General features: G+C 33.3%; 15 protein-coding genes. 12 read left to right on the forward strand and 3 right to left on the reverse strand.

The window, feature by feature from the left end:
• Position 1 precedes the first annotated feature (1 nt).
• Positions 2–1276: an O-antigen translocase gene (locus E0I61_RS08005; protein ID WP_235832086.1), complete on the forward strand. Its 1275-nt coding sequence runs from the start codon at positions 2–4 to the stop codon at positions 1274–1276.
• Positions 1277–1291: 15 nt separating this feature from the next.
• On the opposite strand, the gene E0I61_RS08010 is transcribed toward E0I61_RS08005, so the two are convergent.
• On the reverse strand, positions 1292–2434 hold the full coding sequence (locus E0I61_RS08010) for a glycosyltransferase family protein (RefSeq protein WP_132070536.1): 1143 nt from the start codon (positions 2432–2434) through the stop codon (positions 1292–1294).
• A gap of 44 nt (positions 2435–2478) precedes the next feature.
• Between E0I61_RS08010 and E0I61_RS08015 the strand changes: the two genes are divergently transcribed.
• Genes E0I61_RS08015 through E0I61_RS08025 form a run of 3 tightly spaced genes read left to right on the forward strand, consistent with a single transcriptional unit; the run spans position 2479 to position 4804 of the window.
• Entirely contained in the window at positions 2479–3303 is an 825-nt protein-coding gene (locus E0I61_RS08015; RefSeq protein ID WP_165930196.1) for a glycosyltransferase, read from the forward strand.
• On the forward strand, positions 3300–3707 hold the full coding sequence (locus E0I61_RS08020) for a sugar 3,4-ketoisomerase (RefSeq protein WP_132070539.1): 408 nt from the start codon (positions 3300–3302) through the stop codon (positions 3705–3707). Before E0I61_RS08015 ends, E0I61_RS08020 begins: the two co-directional genes overlap by 4 nt.
• Positions 3704–4804: a glycosyltransferase family 4 protein gene (locus E0I61_RS08025; protein WP_132070542.1), complete on the forward strand. Its 1101-nt coding sequence runs from the start codon at positions 3704–3706 to the stop codon at positions 4802–4804. Before E0I61_RS08020 ends, E0I61_RS08025 begins: the two co-directional genes overlap by 4 nt.
• On the opposite strand, the gene E0I61_RS08030 is transcribed toward E0I61_RS08025, so the two are convergent.
• On the reverse strand, positions 4801–5691 hold the full coding sequence (locus tag E0I61_RS08030; protein WP_132070544.1) for a glycosyltransferase family 2 protein: 891 nt from the start codon (positions 5689–5691) through the stop codon (positions 4801–4803). The two genes, E0I61_RS08025 and E0I61_RS08030, sit on opposite strands and share 4 nt — an antisense overlap.
• Positions 5691–6374 (reverse strand): cell division ATP-binding protein FtsE, encoded by a 684-nt coding sequence (locus E0I61_RS08035; RefSeq protein ID WP_131992381.1) that lies wholly within the window; start codon positions 6372–6374, stop codon positions 5691–5693. The genes E0I61_RS08030 and E0I61_RS08035 overlap by 1 nt, the downstream gene beginning before the upstream one ends.
• Before the next feature lie 248 nt (positions 6375–6622).
• Between E0I61_RS08035 and E0I61_RS08040 the strand changes: the two genes are divergently transcribed.
• From E0I61_RS08040 to mdh, 8 genes are all read left to right on the forward strand, one after another.
• Positions 6623–9637 (forward strand): tetratricopeptide repeat protein, encoded by a 3015-nt coding sequence (locus E0I61_RS08040; protein ID WP_132070546.1) that lies wholly within the window; start codon positions 6623–6625, stop codon positions 9635–9637.
• 82 nt (positions 9638–9719) lie between these two features.
• The gene (locus E0I61_RS08045) at positions 9720–10583 is read left to right on the forward strand and encodes a PhzF family phenazine biosynthesis protein (protein ID WP_132070548.1); all 864 of its coding nucleotides are present in this window, start codon (positions 9720–9722) and stop codon (positions 10581–10583) included.
• Between the two features lie 50 nt (positions 10584–10633).
• Positions 10634–12442, forward strand: a complete 1809-nt coding sequence (locus E0I61_RS08050) for a TonB-dependent receptor (RefSeq protein WP_165930197.1) — start codon at positions 10634–10636, stop codon at positions 12440–12442.
• 160 nt (positions 12443–12602) lie between these two features.
• Positions 12603–13052, forward strand: coding sequence for a hypothetical protein (locus E0I61_RS08055; protein WP_132070550.1), 450 nt, complete (start codon positions 12603–12605; stop codon positions 13050–13052).
• An 80-nt stretch (positions 13053–13132) separates the two neighbouring features.
• A complete protein-coding gene (locus E0I61_RS08060; protein WP_131992393.1) occupies positions 13133–14758 on the forward strand; it encodes an amidohydrolase in 1626 nt (541 codons plus the stop codon).
• 195 nt (positions 14759–14953) lie between these two features.
• A complete protein-coding gene (gene asnB, locus E0I61_RS08065) occupies positions 14954–16570 on the forward strand; it encodes an asparagine synthase B (protein WP_131992396.1) in 1617 nt (538 codons plus the stop codon).
• Positions 16571–16966: 396 nt separating this feature from the next.
• Positions 16967–18910: a DNA topoisomerase (ATP-hydrolyzing) subunit B gene (gene gyrB, locus E0I61_RS08070; protein ID WP_131992399.1), complete on the forward strand. Its 1944-nt coding sequence runs from the start codon at positions 16967–16969 to the stop codon at positions 18908–18910.
• A gap of 123 nt (positions 18911–19033) precedes the next feature.
• A complete protein-coding gene (gene mdh, locus E0I61_RS08075) occupies positions 19034–19969 on the forward strand; it encodes a malate dehydrogenase (RefSeq protein WP_132070552.1) in 936 nt (311 codons plus the stop codon).
• Positions 19970–20027 lie beyond the last annotated feature (58 nt).

Here is a 20027-nt window from a genome sequence, read left to right on the forward strand (position 1 = left end):
ATTGGGATTTATTAGAAAAATTGCCCAAACACAACTGTTTAAGATTTCATCTTTAAATAGTTTAAGCGTTATTTTAAAGATTGGAATTGGGTTAATAACTTCAAAATTATTAGCAGTTTTTGTAGGGCCAAGCGGAATGGCTTTGGTTGGGAATTTGAGGAATTTTTTAACTTCATTAGAAAGCATTTCAACTTTAGGTTTTCAAAACGGAATTATAAAATATGTTGCTGAAAACGAAGAAAATGAAAATCAGCTTAAAAAAATAATTACCACAGTTTTTATTAGTTTGGTTTGTATTGCTACTGTTTTAAGTGGCGTTTTATACTTTTTTGCATCTTATTGGAACAGTCAAATATTTGGAAATGATTTCGAATATACTATTGTTTTTAAAGCACTGGCTTTGGCTTTGCCTTGGTATGCAATTTCTGTTTTTTTGTTATCTGTAATTAATGGTCTAGGGCAATTCAAAAGTGTAATTTGGGTTAATATAATAGGCAATGCCATTGGTTTATTAGTTTCTATCAGTATGATTTTGAATTATAAAACCTTGGGCGCTTTATTTTCCTTGGTGATTTCCCCAGCTTTGTTGTTTTTTGTGACATTTTATTATATAAATAAAGAAATTAATTTTTTTGAAACGATTCGGTTTCATCAGTTTGATTCTCAAGTTCTAAAAAAATTATCGTCATATTCTTTAATGGCTTTGGTTTCAACGGTTTTAGGACCTTTGGTGTATCTCTTAATAAGAAATCATGTTATTCAGAATGTTGGACTGGAACAAGCCGGTTTTTGGGAAACAATGACACGTATTTCGACGTATTATATGTTGTTTGTTACCACAATTTTGACTGTTTATTTTTTGCCAAAATTGGCTGTTGCCAAAAATAATCTGGAGACAAAACGTGTTTTTTGGAGTTACTTCAAAAGTATTTTACCCGTTTTCATAATTGTATTAACGGTGCTTTATTTTTTGCGTTTTTTTATTGTCAATTTGCTTTTTACCAATGCATTCCTACAAGTAACGACTTTGTTTGTTTGGCAGTTGGCAGGTGATGTTTTAAAAGTAGCTTCTTTGATTTTAGGGTATCAATTTTTTGCAAAAAAATTAACTGTAGCATTTATAGTTTCAGAGTTGTTTTCACTTCTTGTTTTGTATTTTTCAAGTGTTTATTTAATTAATTTATTTGGAATTCAAGGAGTTGTGATGGCTCAGGCTTTTGATAATTTTATTTACCTGGTGGTGTTGGTTGTTTACTTTAGAAAGAGTTTGTTTTAGTTTTTGGATAAAAATTTAAGCTTTATTCCAAGTTTCTAAGTATTGATTAGCGATTTTTATATAATCATGCTCTTTTTCGATAAATGCTCTGGCACGTTTTCCAATTGCTATAATGGCTTCAGGATTTTCGATCAAAAAAGACAATTCTTTTACTAAATAATTCACATCAGGCAAAGCATTTACAGCAACTCGTTCTGATACATTATAATGTTGTACAAACTCTTTCTCGGCACCAGTGAAAACGACTTTTCCTTTTGACATAGCTTCCAAGGCATTGTAACCCTGATCGTCAGCATAGATTTGATCTAATACGATTTGTGCGGTATTGTATAAATTTATATAATCGGCATAAGGAAGATTTTCGGTGATAATCACAGCTACTTTTTCAGCATATTTTTCCTGTATAATTTGCAATGCTTTTTCAAAATAAGTAATTCCTTTTTTGATGTAACTGGAGCGATTTATCCCAAGAAAAATAACGATTTTGTCATTGTTTTTTTGTTCTTGAAATTCAATTTTTAGGGTGTTAATTGGATTTGGAATGAAATGAACCGAATATCCCATTTTCTCCATCGGAATTTTATAATCTAAATCGGAGACAATTAGGTTTTGGCAGTTTTCGACCAACCAATCAAAGGTTTTTCGATAGTTTTTTGTGGCGTATTTTAATGGATATTCAAAATGTTTTTTTAACGAATTATCCTCGAAATAGGGAGTCAGAATGCTATAGTCAGACTCTTTTTTGAGCAAATAATCAATAATTGGGGTTTCATCACCACAGATTAATAAGCTCCGATTTTTAATTTTTTTGAATACCTTTTTATAGAGTATCCGAGAGAGAAAAGGAAACGTTTCAATTGCATCCGAATTAATGAGCTGTACGTGATCAAAGTTCTTTAATTGGGCTAATAAAAGGAAAAAACGAAGTCCTCTTTCTGCTTTCTCTAAATCGATACCCGTGAGTTTATAAAGGGCATTTTTGATTTTTAGAGGCAACCAATAATCAGATAAAAAGGCGGAATGAAAGGAATAATCAGTGTCGAATTTTTTGAAATGATCTCCCGATGACAACAAAATTACCTCATGTCCCAGCACTATCAATCCTTCTTTTAAAGAATTATGCAATCGACTGTATTCGCCCATCAAAAGTATTTTCATTTACAAAGCTGAATTATTTATATTTGTGTAAATATAATAACAAATTGATAAAAGAATTTAAAAAAGGAGATCTTGAAATAGTAATGGCTACGATGAATAGAGATTCTTTGGATTTTTTGATTCCTATGTTTCCCTTCTGTCATTTTTCAGAATTTTCAATTTTAATTATCAATCAAAGCCTAGAGAATAAACTATTAGTTTCAGAATTTCCTTCCATTAGAGTTATAAATTCATTTGAAAAAGGGTTGTCGAAAAGCAGGAATTTAGGTTTGCAAAATGCAAAAGGGAAAATTATCTTAATAGCGGATGACGATGAAATTTTCAAGGAAGATTTTGAAAGCAGTATTCTTGAAGCCCACAACAATTATCCTGAGGCAGCCAGTATTTGTTTTGCAATTGAAGATTCAAATGGCTTATTATTTAAAAAATATCCTTCTCAATCAAAATTGCAATTAAATAATCTAGATATTTTTAATATTTTATCGATTGAAATAAGTTTAAAAAAAGCGGTATTCGACCAACTGAAGATTAAGTTTGATACTAATTTTGGGCTTGGAAGTTCATTTAAGATGGGAGAAGAAGCTATTTTTTTGTCGGATTTGAAAAATCAAAATCAAAATATAATTATTGTGCCTAAGGTTATAACAAGTCATCCGTCGATTTCAACAGATGATAAATTAAATTTGGAGCAAAGATATTATGTACAAGGCGCTTTCTTGACCAGGGTTTCAAATGATGGTTACTTCAAAGGAGTTTTTATGAAACTTTTTTTTGATATTAAACAAAACAAAATTAAAATAAACCAAGTTTTTGTAGCACTAAAAAGCGCAAACAAAGGAAAAGAAGATTTTTTACAAATTACTAAATGAAAACAACCCTTAACGCCATACAATTACTAAAGATCCCTGTTGTGGAAGATATACGTGGGAATCTGGCATTTATTCAAGAGAATGTTTTGCCATTTGGATTCAAGCGAGTGTATTACCTTTTTGATGTGCCAAGCAATGCTTATAGAGGTGGACATTCGCATATTGCTCAGCAAGAAATCTTGATTGCTTTGAGCGGAAGTTTTGAAGTTGTTCTTAACGACGGAATCGAAAAAAAATCATTTTTCTTGAACAAACCAAATATTGGATTGTATATTCCAACGGGTATTTGGAGAGAATTGCAAAATTTTTCATCAGGAGCAGTTTGTTTGGTTTTGGCATCTGATGTGTTCAATGAAGAAGATTATATTCGGGATTTTGATGAATTTTTGATTTCAAAAAAATGAAACTTTTATACATTGTTCCTAACATAAATAACGAAGGCGGTGTAGCCAGAGTCCTTTCTGTAAAAGCCAATTACCTAATTGATAAATTAGGATATGAAGTTCATATTCTGACTCAAAACGAGGGTTTTTCTCCTTTGTTTTATTCTTTTGATTCCAATATTATTTTTCACGATATGAGACTGAAAGGCAATGTATTTCAGTTTTTTAATTCTTACAGGAACGCTTTAAAAACTAAAATTAAAGCAATTCAACCCGATGTTATTGTTGTTTGTGATAATGGTTTAAAAGCGTATTTTATTCCTTTTATTTTAAAAAACAAAGTTCCACTAGTTTTAGAAATGCACAGTTCAATGTTTATTGAAGAAAGAAAATTAAAGAATAATTTTTTGACGAAAGTTAGATCTGGTTTTTTTCATTTTTTTAAAAAAATTGGAATAAAGAAATACGATCGATTTGTTGTTGTGACGAGCGAAAGCATTGCAGAATGGAAGATAAATAATGCAATTGTTATTCCAAATCCCTTATGGTTCACTTCGGAAAAATCCAATGCTTTAGAAAATAAAAAAGTCATTGCTGTTGGTCGGCATACGTATGAAAAAGGATTTGACAGAATGTTGCAAATCTGGAAAAAAGTAGTTGCCAAATACCCGGAATGGATATTGGAAATTTATGGAAATTCATCTGAAAATATTAATTTAAAATTGTTGGCTGAAAATCTGAATATTTCAGATAATGTAGTTTTTTATGACGCAGTTCAGGATATTGATAAAAAATATTTAGAAGCTTCATTTTATTTGATGACGTCTCGATTTGAAGGTTTTGGAATGGTTTTGATTGAGGCGATGGCTTCCGGATTGCCTTGTATTGCTTATGATTGTCCGTGTGGACCAAGAGCAATAATTTCTCAAAACCAAGACGGATTTTTGATCGAAAATGGGAACGAATCAGATTATGTAAAAGCAGTCGAGACTTTAATCGAAAATGCGACATTAAGAAAAGAAATGGGTAAAAAGGCAAAATTATCCAGCGAAAAATACCATATCGATGCTATTATGGAAACTTGGGATCAATTATTTATTGAAATCAAAAAGAATTAATTTTTATAACTTATCGAGCACAAATAGCCAATCCGAAACCAATTAAAAAGGAATAAATTAGGATTGTTTCCAGTCAAATTTTGCAGTAGATATTTCTCAAAAACGTTATGTGTATTTGAAATGATAAAAGTAGACTTTGTTCTTTTTAAAAAATGATACAATTGAATCAGTCTTACAAATTCAATATCAATTTTTTCTTCTTCGTATAACGAAATCAAGTTTTCTAAAGATTCTTTGGTTTTGTTCAGATAAACCAAATTAGAGTCAATATCTCCGTGCTCAACAGGGTTTTCTATATGATTTACTTTAGATTTTAATAGACTCAATTGATACGAAAGTTGGGTGTCGTCATGACCGTATTTCTTTTTGTTTGTATCAAATTTTACTTTGTTGAAACAGTCTTTTTTAATTACGGTATTATTGAAAAGTAGCGATTGACAGGGTTTTTTCTTTCGGTTTTCTGCAGATTTGTCCTCAATAAATTTTCCGTATTTCCAACGTAGTTTTTGGTTATCGGAGGGACATTTTTCAGGATGCAATCTACCGCCATAAACAACATCAAAATCATGAAGATTATCAATGTATTTTTTTATGTAACGGGCATGAATAATAATAGAGTCGCCGTCGATGAAAAGCAAATATTCAAACTTTGCTTGTTCGGCAAGGGAATTTCTGTTTTTACGATGCGCCAGATTTTCTTTTAAGGAGACAAAACTGCAATTTGATAATGCATTTACATTTTCATTAAATGCATTGAAATTTGATTTTGAAGCGTCATCTTGACATAAAATTTCAAAATTGATTCCGCAATCCATACATTGTTTGTGTAACTCTAAAACAAGAGGATAAACATTGTAATTGTATATTGGAACAAGAATGGATAGCATTATGCCGTTCTCTGAACCACTTCAAATATTTTTGCATCTTCACATTTCAATGTTTTCGAAGGGAATTTCATCAATAATGCATAATCGTGGGTTGCCATAATAATGGTTTTCCCATTAGCATTAATATTTTTTAATACTTCTAAAACTTCGGCACTGGTTTGTGGATCAAGGTTCCCTGTTGGTTCGTCAGCAAGGATTAATTCGGGGTCGTTCAGTAAAGCTCTGGCTATGGCAACACGCTGTTGTTCACCACCTGAAAGTTGATGCGGCATTTTATTGCCAAATTCTTTCATGCCTACTTTGTCTAAAACTTCATCAATTTTTCGTTGCATTTCGTCATTGTCAATCCAGCCTGTAGCTTTTAGAACAAATAGCATATTGTCTTTTACCGTTCTGTCCGGTAGTAATTTGAAATCTTGAAAAACGATTCCAATCTTTCTTCTCAAAAACGGAATGTCATCTTCTTTCAGGGTTGCTAAATCAAAATCTACTATATGGCCTTCTCCTTCCGTTAAAGCTAAATCAGCATATAAAGTTTTCATTAAGCTACTTTTTCCAGAGCCTGTTTTTCCAATAATATAAAGGAATTCACCGTGTTTTACCTCCAAGTTTACCTCTGTTAAAATAGATTTCCCCTCTTGATAAATATTTACATTTTTTAAAGACAGTACGGATTGTGACATAATTTGCATTTGTTTATTGGGTAAAAGTAATAAGATAACGGTTCTATTCAAAATAAATTCTATTCAATTAGATAGAATTCTGATAATTATAAATAATACGTGAAAGTAGTTGAGTTTAGAGGGATGAATAATATAGTATTGAAAGTTAAATTCTATGGTGTTTAAAAAAATGTTCATAATAAAATCCAATAACGATTCGTTATAGACTTCAGAATATGATACATTTGAATTATTAAAATAAAATTACAATGCGTAAAATTTCTTGGCTCTTCTTTATTCCAATTTTCATTATAACTGCCACTATTTCGGCACAAAAATCAACCATTTACACGCACGATTCGAAAGATTTCAATAAAGCGGTTTCTTTGTTTAAAGACTCGCAATATGCATCGGCGCAAATTATTTTTAATAAAGTAAAGGAAACAGCTACTACTGAAGAGCTAAAATCAGATTGTGCGTATTATGCTGCGAATTGCGCCATTCGAACCAATCAATCGAATGCTGATGAATTGATGGAGCAATTTGTTGCTGATTATCCTACGAGCGTAAAACAAAATCAGGCATACATTGAAGTGGCACATTATCATTTTAATCAAGGAAATTTTCCGCAAGCGTTACAATGGTTTGATAAAGTGGACGAAAGCAGTTTAAGCAGAAATGACCAAGATAAATTCAATTTCCAAAAAGGCTATAGTTTTTTTAATGCCAAAAAGAAAAAAGAAGCCACCGTTTATTTGAATAAAGTCGTGAATTCTGCCGAATATGGTTCTCAAGCCAAATATTATTTAGGTTTTATGGCTTATGAAGGCGATGATTATAAGCAAGCCACAAAATATTTTGATGAAGTTTCAGGTGAAGAAAAGTACAAAGAAAAGCTTTCGTATTATCAGGCGGATATGAATTTTAAGTTGGGGAATTTCCAAAAAGCAATTGATTTAGGTCAGAAAGCAATGGCTAAATCAAATCCTTTAGAAAAATCTGAACTGAATAAAATCATTGGCGAAAGCTATTTCAATTTAAAAAAATACGACACAGCAATTCCATATTTAGTTGCTTATAAAGGAAAAAAAGGAAGATGGAATAATACGGATTTTTATCAATTAGGATACGCGTATTACAAACAAAAAGACTACGAAAACGCGATTTCTCAGTTTAATAAAATAATTGGAGGAAAAGATTTTGTAGCGCAAAATGCCTATTATCATTTGGGAGAAAGTTACCTGAATACCGATAAAAAACAACAAGCTTTGAACGCTTTTAAGAACGCTTCTGAAATGGAGTTTGATCTGGCCATTCAGGAAGACGCTGGTTTGAATTATGCAAAATTAAGTTATGAATTAGGAAACTCGTATCAAAGTGTACCCGCAGTTTTACAGGCTTTTTTGAAAAAATATCCAGATAACGCTAACCGTTCAGAGGTTGAAAAATTACTGATAGATTCTTATATTTCTTCTAAAAACTACAAAGAAGCCTTAGTTTTATTGGAAAAAAATAAATCACCAGAAAATAAATTAGCGTACCAAAAAGTGCTTTTTTATAGAGGTCTAGAATTATATACCGATGGGAATTATCCAGAAGCCTTGAAAATGTTCACAAAATCCATAAGTGAACAAAAAGATGCTGTTTTTACGGCTCGTGCTACTTTCTGGCAAGGAGAAACAGAATATGTTTTAAATGATTTTAAAAACGCTTTATTAAGTTTCAAGCAGTTCATTGGTTTGAACCAAGCAGCAACAACACCAGAATTTAAAAACAGTAATTACAATATTGCTTACACGTATTTCAAATTGAAAGAATACGATCAGGCAGGGAATTATTTCCAAAATCAAATAGAAAAAGCACCCGCCGACAAAGTACGTTTGAATGATGCGTATTTGCGTTTAGCGGATTGTCGTTTTGTGACTTCAAAATACGGTCCAGCTATGGATGCGTATGTTAAAGTGATAGAATCTAAAAGTGAGGACGCGGATTATGCCTATTTTCAAAAAGCAATTTGCTACGGATTTATTGCTAAAAATGACAAGAAAATAGAGGAATTAAACGCTTTTTTGCAATTGTATCCAAAATCAGAATACAGAGACGATGCGCTTTTTGAACTTGCCAATACCTATGTTGCCGAGAGCAAAAATGACCTTGCCGTAAAAACGTATGAACGATTAAATACTGAATTTAAAAAAGGATCTTTCACTTCCAGGTCAATTTTGCGTCAGGGATTAGTGTATTATAACACGGATAAAGACGATCAAGCATTGTTGAAATTTAAAAAAATTGCGGCTGATTTCCCTAGAACTCCGGAGGCTTTAGAAGCTGTAGCCACCGCCCGATTAATTTATGTGGATAATGGAAGAGTAGATGAATATGCAACTTGGGTTCGTACGTTGGATTTTGTCGCTGTAACAGATGCAGAACTTGATAATGATACGTATGAAGCTGCTGAAAAGCAATTTCAACAAAATAACAGCAAGCAGGCAATCGCAGGATTTAGTGGATACGTAAATCAATTTCCTCGAGGAATTCATGCTTTACAGGCTAATTATTATCTTGCTCAATTGTATTTTTCTGAAGGATCAGAGAGCAAATCTATTCCTAATTATGAATATGTAATTGCACAATCCAGTAGTGAATTTACAGAACAATCTTTGTCACGATTGGCTCAAATTTTTCTCAAAAATAAAGAGTATGACAAAGCAATACCGGTTTTATCCCGTTTAGAAAACGAAGCGGATCTTTCGCAGAATAAAACTTTTGCACAATCGAATTTGATGAAATCGTACTATGATAAAAAAGATTATCCAAATTCAGTTATTTATGCGGAGAAGGTTTTGATGAATCCTAAAACGGATGATAATGTAAAAAGTGATGCGCAAATCATCATTGCACGTGCGGCAATTGAAACGGGTGATGAAGCGAAAGCAAGAGTTGCCTACGCAAAATTAATGACGATTGCCAAAGGAGAATTAGCTGCGGAAGCTTTGTATTATGATGCTTATTTTAAGAACAAAGACGAAAAGTTTGAAGCTTCTAATACTGCGGTTCAAAAATTAGCGAAGAATTATGCCAGCTATAAATATTTTGGAGCCAAAGGATTAGTTTTAATGGCAAAAAATTTTTACGGACTGAAAGACAGCTACCAAGCAACTTATATTTTAGAAAATGTAATCCAAAATTTCACTGATTTTCCGGATGTAGTTTCAGATGCGCAAAGAGAATTGGATACTATAAAAGCAGAAGAATCCAAAACAAATTCATCGATTACTAAGTAAAGAAGTCGGGGAATTGGATTAAGAAAACAAGAAGAATCGGCATGAAATTTTTAAAATAATCGAAAGCCAAAAAACAAAGAGAATGAATTTATCTTTTTACATCGTTGATGTTTTTACAGAGAGAAAATATGCAGGCAATCAATTGGCTGTTTTTTTAGAGGCTGGTGTCTTAAGTGACGAACAGATGCAAAAAATTGCCCGTGAAATCAACTTTGCGGAAAGTACCTTTATAACTAAGCTTGAACCAAAAATTAGTGCTGCGGAAATCAGAATTTTTACTCCGGAGCACGAAATGAAGTTTGCGGGACATCCAATCATAGGAACTTCTTGGGTTCTCATGAATAAGATTTTTGAAAATCAATCTGAAAAAATTGCGTTATCGGTTCCAATTGGTGAAATTCCAGTTCATCAATCGGGAGATTTGGTTTGGCTACAGGCTGCTCAACCAGAATTTTTAGATACTTTTTCAGCAGAAGATTTTTTAACCTTCAGCAATTTAAGCAGTGCTGATTTTGATGATGCTTTTCCCATTCAGGAAGTGACCACCGGAAGCGCTTTTGTAATTGTTCCTGTCAAAAATAAAAAGGTATTGGAGAATTTAATTCTTGACAAAAATAAAATGGATGAATGGTTGCATGCTAATTGTAAAACAAATCATAGGGCCTTGTACTTTTATTGCTTAGAAGAAACAGAGCTCATCAGTAGAATGCTATGTATTGAGAACAATCAACTTATAGAAGATGCGGCTACTGGTAGTGCCAGTACTTGTTTGCAGGCTTTTCTTTTAAAATATTATTCACCTGAAATTCAAATTATCAATCATCAGGGAGATTTTATAAATAGATCTTCTCAAATTTATTTTGATGGAAAATTGACTGAAAATCATTTTGATATAAAAATCGGGGGGAAAACGCAATTCATTGCAAAAGGCGAATGGGAAGTATAAATGCAAGGTTAGAAGGGAAGAGTTATAAATAAGAAGTAAAAAAATAAAACATGACATTTAAAGATTTAAAGATAAAATCATTCACAAATAAGGCAGCAACGTTTTCGGCACCCTTCGCTTCGTGGAGGATTGGAGCGGGGATTTTGTTCTTCTTCGTTTTTCAATTTTCGTTTGCACAAAAAAAAGAACAAATAGGAACTGAGACCGTAAATGTTGTAAAACCTTATACGCCAAAAATTTCGGACGCTTTCAAAGTAAAAGAAATTCCGGAAATGGATGAAGAAGGAAATGCTAAAAAAGAAAAAATAAAATACACAATTTTCTCTTTTCCGGTGGCATCGACTTTTACACCATCCAAAGGAAAAGCTGAAGGAGTAGAGAAAGAAAAACAAGCGCATTTATTTAAAAATTACGCCACTTTTGGGGTGGGGAATTACGGAACCTTTATTGGGGAATTATTCGTAAATCATGATATTAATGACACAGATTATGTTGGCGGAATGTTTCGTCATCATTCGTCTGAAGGAGGAATCAAAAATGTGAAATTAGAGGATGGTTTTTATGATACATCGATTGACTTGATGTATGGTTCAAATCAAAAAGACGTGTCTTGGAATCTGGATTTAGGGTATCAAAACCAAATTTATAATTGGTACGGATTGCCTGCTAATTTTGGCAGCACTTTGACTCCTCAAGACAGAGCAACTTTGATCAACGGAATTAATCCTCAGCAAACTTACGGTACTATATCTTTAGGTGGAAATGTAGCATTTAACGGAAGTATTTTAAATAAAGCAAGTCTTAAATACAACCATTTTTCTGATGCTTCAGGATCTTCTGAAAATAGATTTTATGCAAAACCAACAGTGGAATTTGATATAATGGAAAGTGCTGTGAAAACGAATATAATTGTTGATTATGTTGGTGGTAGTTTCAAGAAAAATTATTCAAATACGAATACTGAGCGTGTAAAATATGGTTTTACAAATTTTGGAATTGTTCCCAGTTTTGTAATGCAGGAAGATGATTGGACGTTGAATATCGGAGTTGGTTTGTTTTATAGTTTGGATAATGAAAACAGCAATAATAAATTTTTAGTGTATCCGCAGTTCAATGCTTCTTACAAAGTTGTTGGTGATTTAATGATATTCTATGCTGGAGCCGAAGGAAATTTGGAACAAAACTCATATATGGATTTTGTCAATGAAAATCCGTTTTTATCGCCAACATTGAATATTGCACCAACAGACAAACAGTATGATATTTTTGCCGGATTAAAAGGGAAACTAACTAACAATGTGAGTTATAATATTAAAGCTTCGTATGCAAACGAAAGAAATAAAGCCTTGTTTAGAAGCAATGATTATAATGAAGATGCGGGTAACGATGATTATGCGTATGGAAATTCCTTTCAAGTGGTGTATGACGATATGAAAACATTGAGTTTTTACGGAGAATTAAAAGCTGATTTTTCTGAAGATGTATCTTTTGGAATCAACGGAACTTTCAGTAGTTATACCAATGATTTTCAGCAAGAAGCTTGGAATATGCCAACTATAAAAATAAATTCAAATCTTGATTTTAATATTACGGAGAAATGGTTTGCTGGCGCAAATGTGTTTTACGTAGGCGAGCGAAAAGATTTTCAGATAAATACTGGCTCCACGGCCAATTCTGCTGCTGAAACTTTAAAGTCTTATTTTGATGTAAATGCAAATGTTGGATTCAAATACAGCGAGCGATTGACTGCGTTTGCAAGAGCCAATAATATCACTAATAATGCCTACCAAAAATGGTTGAATTATCCAGTTCAGGGTTTTCAGGTGATTCTGGGAGTGAACTATAAATTTGATTTTTAAAACAGGTTAAAAAAGGCAGAGGTACAAAGAGATACAGGGGGCTCAAAGATAAAAAATTTATCTTTTTTAGTCAGATAACTCAAGACATCAAAACTTTTGCCTCTTTATCTCTTTGTACCTCTGCCTCTTTGTTTCTTTATAACTTTTCCTCTTTCAAAAAATGACTTTCAAACAAAAAACACATACTCATTATCTACAATTAGTTCAGGATAGAATCGATGTTTTCAAAGACATGATTGCCGCACTTACTGAAGATTCTAAGAACGACGCCAAGGGTTCTGCCGGAGACAAACATGAAACGGCATTGTCAATGATGCACCTTGAGCAGGAGAAACTCAATCGTAAATTGAGAGAAGTGATGGATCAAAAAATAGTTCTGGATAAAATTGACGCTGCTACAATTGCTGAAACTATCATTGTGGGAAGTTTGGTTAAGGCGAACGGAATCTATTTGTATCTGAGTGTGGCACTTCCAAAAATTACTATTGAAGGTGTCAATATTATTGCATTATCACCGCAATCCCCTTTGGGAAATAAATTAATGGGAAACAAAGTGGGATTTACTTTTGAAATCAATACTACAAAATATACTATAGAAGATATATTATAAGTTTCTTCTTTCTAAATTAATTCATAGTTTACTATTATTTGGGTTTCTTTTTTTATATTAGCTCAACTAAACTGTCTATTATGAAACGAATTACACTTCTTTTTGCTTTATTTTTATTGATTTCGTGTGATCAAAAAAATAAAATTTCCGTAGATACTATTATTACAGATGCGACTATTTACTCGGTCAATAACTCTTTTGAGACGGCTTCAGCTATGGCGATCAATAAGGGAAAAATTGTGGCTATTGGTACTAATGGTGAAATTGCCAAAAAATATGAATCTAAGAATACGATAGAAGCCGAAGGAAAATTCATTTATCCGGGTTTGATTGATGCGCATTGCCATTTTTATAGCTATGGATTAAGTTTGCAGGAAGTGGATTTACGCGAAACCAAAAGTATGGACGAAATAATTACACGTTTAAAGACTTTTCAAAAAGATAAAAATCCAACGTTTATTGTTGGGAATGGTTGGGATCAAAACGATTGGAAAGTAAAAAAGTATCCTACAAAAGCAGAATTAGATGCTGTATTTCCTAATATTCCAGTAGTATTGAATAGAATAGACGGGCATGCAATTATTGTAAACAGTAAAGCGTTGAAGTTAGCAGGAATTACAAAAGATACAAAAGCTGTTGGCGGTCAGATTGAAATTGCAAATGGTGAACCAACAGGAATTTTAGTAGATAATCCGATGGAATTAGTTTTTAAGATAATTCCGAAACCAACTCGTAAAATACAAATTGCCGCTTTGTTGGATGCCGAAAAAGTAATGTTTGATTATGGATTGACAACTGTAAATGATGCGGGATTAGATCCTGATATTATTCATTTAATGGATAGTTTGCAAAAAGCTAAAGTGATGAAGCTTAATGTATATGCTATGATTACAGCAAATCAAAAAAACATCGATTTATATCTAAAAAAAGGAATTTATAAAACGGATAATCTAAATGTACGTTCTTTTAAAATGTACGGAGACGGTGCTTTGGGCTCTCGTGGCGCTTGCATGCACAAACCATATTCTGACATGCCAAAACAGTATGGTGCTTTATTGTCATCTGTTTCGGAATTAAAAGCGGTTGCAAAACAAATTTCGGCTTCTAAATTTCAATTAAATTCACATGCTATTGGCGATTCGGCAAATACAGTTTTACTTAAAATATACGGCGAAGTTCTAGCAGGTACAAAAGACCGAAGATGGAAAATTGAGCACGCCCAAGTTTTGCGGGAACAAGATTTTGATTATTTCAAATTTGGGATAATTCCTTCTGTACAACCTACACATGCCACATCCGATATGTATTGGGCTGGCGATAGATTGGGGAAAGAAAGACTGAAAAACGCGTATGCTTATAAAAAAATACTTCAAAAAGCAGGGATGATAGCTTTAGGAACGGACTTCCCTGTAGAAGAAGTGAATCCGATGCTGACCTTTCATGCTGCTGTAGCCAGAAAAGACAGTAAAGGATATCCAAAAGGTGGTTTTCAAATGGAAAATGCTTTAACCAGAGCCGAAACTTTAAGAGGAATGACAATCTGGGCAGCCTATTCTAATTTCGAAGAAAAAGAAAAAGGAAGTCTGGAAGTTGGAAAATGGGCTGATTTTGTAATGTACGATCAGGATTTAATGAAAGTGGAAGAAAATAAAATGGTAAAAATGAAACCAACAAACACATATTTAAAAGGCAATAAAGTAAAATAATTGAATTGTCAGTCTTTGATAATTTACAATTGTAATCGAATGTTTTAATTTCCGGATGTTTAAATTACATTTTTGCTGTAAAAACGATTTTTTGGTTTTAAATTTAAACTAAATAGTATGTTTGTGTTTTGTATTTGTAACTGGTATCGCATCTTTGCCTTATCAAAATAAACAAAATATTTAAAATATATAGTTATGTGCGGAATATTAGCCATTATAGGAAAAGGAAAAGATGAAGAGTTAGTAAAAACACTTTCAAAAAGAATGTCACACCGTGGCCCTGATGAAAGTGATTTACACGTAACAGAAAACGGACATATTTTAAGTCATGAACGTTTGTCTATCATCGATTTGTATTCAGGAAGACAACCAATTCAAGGAACTTCAACTGCTTGGATGGTTCATAATGGCGAAGTTTACAATCATCAGGAATTAAGAGATGGTGTTTTGAAAGGACATACTTTTAGAACTAAATCAGATTCAGAAGTTATTGTGCATTTGTACGAAGAGTTTGGTTATGATTTTTGTAACATGTTGGATGGAGACTGGGCTTTTGTGGTAGTTGATGGTGATGATTTTATTGCCGGTAGGGATCCAATGGGAGTGAAGCCGTTATATTATGGTTTAGACGAAAGAGGAAGAATTTATTTCTCTTCTGAAATGAAACCTATTGCAGATCAATGTAAAACATTCTCTACATTTCCTCCGGGACATTTTTATACTCAAAAAACAGGTTTTGTAAAATATTACAAACCGGAATACGAAGATTATTTAAAAGCAGATCAGGATTTAGACTTGGATTTGATCAGAGAGACTTTGACTGAAGCGACTCGTAAAAGATTAATGAGTGATGTGCCAATTGGAGTATTGCTTTCAGGAGGATTAGATTCTTCATTGACATCAGCAATTGCCTCTAGATTATTGGCAGAAAGCGGTAAAAAATTACATTCGTTCTCTATTGGTTTAGACGCTGATGCTCCAGATGCAGCGGCAGCTAGAAAAGTAGCGGAGTATTTAGGAACAGAGCATCATGAAATCCACTTTACAATAGAAGAAGGGATTAAAATCTTAGATAAATTAATCTGGCATTTAGAAACTTACGATGTGACGTCGGTAAGAGCCAGTACGCCAATGTATTTCTTGTCTAAAGCGATTACTGATATGGGAATAAAAGTTGTGCTTTCTGGTGAAGGAGCCGATGAAATTTTTGGAGGGTATTTGTATTTTAGAAATGCACCTTCAACTGAAGATTTTCAAAAAGAAACCATCGAAAGAGTTCAAAAATTATTTACTGCCGATTTATTAAGAGCAGATAAATCGACTATGGCTCATGGATTAGAGGCTAGAGTTCCGTTTTTAGACAAAGCTTTCTTAGATATGGCAGTTCGTATTAAAGCAGAAGAAAAAATGCCTAAAACGTACGATGGAAAAGAAAAATATATTTTAAGAAAAGCATTTGATACTCCAGAAAACCCTTATCTTCCTGCAGAGGTTTTATGGAGACAAAAAGAACAGTTTTCTGATGGAGTTGGGTATAACTGGATCGATCAATTGATTGAGTATTGTTCTTCTCAAGTTACGGATGAACAATTAGCGGGAGCTGCAGTAGAGTTTCCATACAATGCGCCAACAACTAAAGAAGCGTACTTTTACAGATCAATATTTAATAAGTATTATCCGCAAGTAAGTGCGGCACAAACGGTTAGAAAATGGATTCCAAAATGGCAAGAAAACCAAGATCCAAGCGGAAGAGCCAATGCGGCACACGTTCAGGCAGATACAGAAATTGCTAAAACAGGAGTTACGGTTTAGAAAAAAATTAATTTCAATAGCAATATCAAAAAATCAATTTTAAAAGAATAATTTCAAGAAAAGATTAAATTTGAATTAGTTAGCAAATTTCCCGGAGCGACATTTTTAATGTTGTTTTTGGGATTTTGTTTTTTATGATAGGTTTGAAAAAAAACAAATCCAAAAATCAATTTCAAAAATCAATGCTAATGATAAATTAAAAATAATAATACGATTTTGCTTTTGGAGTTTGTCATTACCATTGATTTTTGAAATTGAAATTGATTTTTGCTATTACTATTGACATTTCTTTGTTAATAACTTAAGAGCTTAAAAAGGGATTTTAACGGTTATATAATTTGCGTTTTTATATATTTGCGTGTTAGACAAAAATTACATTTTTTTAGAATAAAATATATGAGCGAAGAAATCAAGAAGGACAATTATTCAGCGGATAGTATTCAGGCATTAGAAGGAATGGAGCACGTAAGAATGCGTCCATCAATGTATATTGGAGATGTAGGTGTTCGAGGACTGCATCATTTAGTTTATGAAGTTGTAGATAACTCGATTGATGAGGCAATGGGAGGCCATTGTGATACCATAATAGTTGATATTAATGAAGATGGATCTGTTTCTGTTGAAGATAATGGACGTGGTATTCCGGTTGGTATTCATAAAAAAGAAGGTGTTTCGGCATTGGAGGTTGTTATGACCAAAATTGGTGCTGGAGGAAAATTTGATAAAGATTCGTATAAAGTTTCTGGAGGACTTCACGGTGTTGGGGTTTCTGTGGTAAATGCTTTGTCCAATCATTTAAGAGCTACCGTTCATAGTAGTGATGGAAAAGTGTACGAACAAGAGTATGAAAAAGGAAAAGCGTTGTATCCAGTTAAACAAATTGGAGAAACGACTAAAAGAGGAACAATAGTTACTTTCTATCCTGACGAAACGATTTTTACTCAGTCTACAGAGTTTTCATATGACACATTGTCGGCACGTATGCGTGAATTGTCGTATTTGAATAAAGGAATCACAATCACGTTCACTGATAAAAGAGAATTAGATAAAGACGGAAAATTTGTTTCAGAAATTTTCCATTCAGATGAAGGTCTGAAAGAATATATCCGTTACTTAGATGGAAACCGTGAGCCAATTATTTCTCATGTTATCTCTATGGATAACGAAAAAGGAGAAATCCCTGTTGAGGTGGCATTGATTTACAATACCAGTTACACAGAGAATATTTTTTCTTATGTGAATAATATAAATACGCACGAAGGTGGAACGCATTTACAGGGTTTCAGAACCGGTCTAACCAGATCGTTAAAGAAATATGCGGATGCTTCAGGAATGTTGGATAAATTGAAGTTCGATATTTCAGGAGATGATTTCCGTGAAGGATTAACAGCAATTATTTCGGTAAAAGTAGCGGAACCACAATTTGAAGGACAAACCAAAACGAAACTTGGAAACAGGGAAGTTGTTTCGCCAGTAAGTCAGGCGGTTGGAGATATGATTGAAGCTTATTTGGAAGAAAATCCAAATGATGCCCGAATCATTGTTCAAAAAGTGATACTTGCAGCACAAGCCCGTCACGCTGCAAAGAAAGCACGTGAAATGGTACAACGCAAAACTGTAATGGGTGGCGGTGGATTACCAGGGAAATTATCAGATTGTTCGGAACAAGATCCTGCAAAATGCGAAGTGTATCTTGTCGAGGGAGATTCGGCAGGCGGAACTGCAAAGCAAGGTCGTGACCGTGCGTTTCAAGCTATTTTGCCATTACGTGGTAAGATTTTGAATGTTGAAAAAGCAATGGTTCACAAAGTTTTTGAAAACGAAGAGATTCGAAATATATTTACTGCTCTTGGAGTTACAATAGGAACTGCCGAGGATAGTAAAGCATTAAATATTGAAAAATTACGCTACCATAAAGTAATTATTATGTGTGATGCCGATGTCGATGGTAGTCACATTTCTACTTTAATTTTGACATTCTTCTTCCGATTCATGAAAGAATTAATCGAAGAAGGTCACGTGTATATTGCCGCACCACCTTTATATTTAGTTAAAAAAGGAAACAAGAAAGAATATGCTTGGAATGACGTGCAACGTGATCAAGCGAATGAAAGAATGGGTGGAAGCGCAGGAATTCAACGTTATAAAGGTCTTGGGGAGATGAATGCGGAGCAATTATGGGAAACTACAATGGATCCAAGTTTCAGAACTTTGCGTCAGGTAACTATTGACAGTTTGGCGGAAGCCGATAGAGTTTTCTCTATGTTAATGGGTGACGAAGTACCACCACGAAGAGAATTTATTGAGAAAAATGCAGTCTATGCAAATATTGATGCTTAATAAAGTTTAATCGTTTAGTTGGATAATTGTTTATTGTTTAGATAATCAATTATCCAACTAAACGATTAAATAAATAACCGATTAACCACAGAAATTAACTAATAACCGAATAAACTTTAAAATATGAAAGTTACCATTGTAGGAGCAGGAAATGTAGGTGCAACCTGTGCAGATGTAATTTCTTATAGAGGAATTGCCAGCGAAGTAGTCTTGTTGGATATCAGAGAAGGTTTTGCTGAGGGTAAAGCTCTAGATATTATGCAATGCGCTACCAATACGGGTTTTAATACCAAAGTATCAGGCGTTACCAATGATTATTCTAAAACAGCAGGAAGTGATGTAGTCGTTATTACATCAGGGATTCCAAGAAAACCAGGAATGACTCGTGAAGAATTAATAGGTATTAATGCAGGGATCGTGAAAACGGTTGCTGAAAATGTATTGAAACATTCACCGGATACTATTATAGTGGTAGTTTCTAATCCTATGGATACCATGACTTATTTAGCATTGAAATCTACGGGATTGCCAAAAAACAGAATAATAGGTATGGGAGGAGCACTGGATAGTTCTCGTTTCAGAACCTATTTATCTTTGGCTTTGGATAAACCTGCAAATGATATATCAGCAATGGTTATTGGTGGGCATGGTGATACTACTATGATTCCTTTAACACGTTTAGCTTCTTATAATGGAATTCCGGTTTCTCAATTTTTATCGGAAGAAGAATTGCAAAAAGTGGCTGCCGATACAATGATTGGTGGAGCTACACTTACGGGTCTTTTAGGAACGTCAGCTTGGTATGCTCCGGGAGCTTCAGTTGCTTTCTTGGTAGACAGTATTTTGAATGACCAAAAGAAAATGATCGCTTGTTCTGTTTTTGTAGAAGGAGAATACGGTCAAGATGATATCTGTATTGGTGTTCCTTGTATTATTGGTAAAAATGGAGTGGAAGAAATTCTTGACATTAAGCTCAATGAACAAGAAAAAGCCTTATTTGCTAAAAGTGCTGATGCTGTTAGACAAATGAATGATGCCTTAAAATCGATTTTAGTATAAAAAATTACATATATAATAAAGAAGACTGCACTTATGCAGTCTTTTTCTTGAGATTAAT

This window comes from Flavobacterium ranwuense, from assembly GCF_004349315.1.
Lineage (GTDB): Bacteria > Bacteroidota > Bacteroidia > Flavobacteriales > Flavobacteriaceae > Flavobacterium > Flavobacterium ranwuense.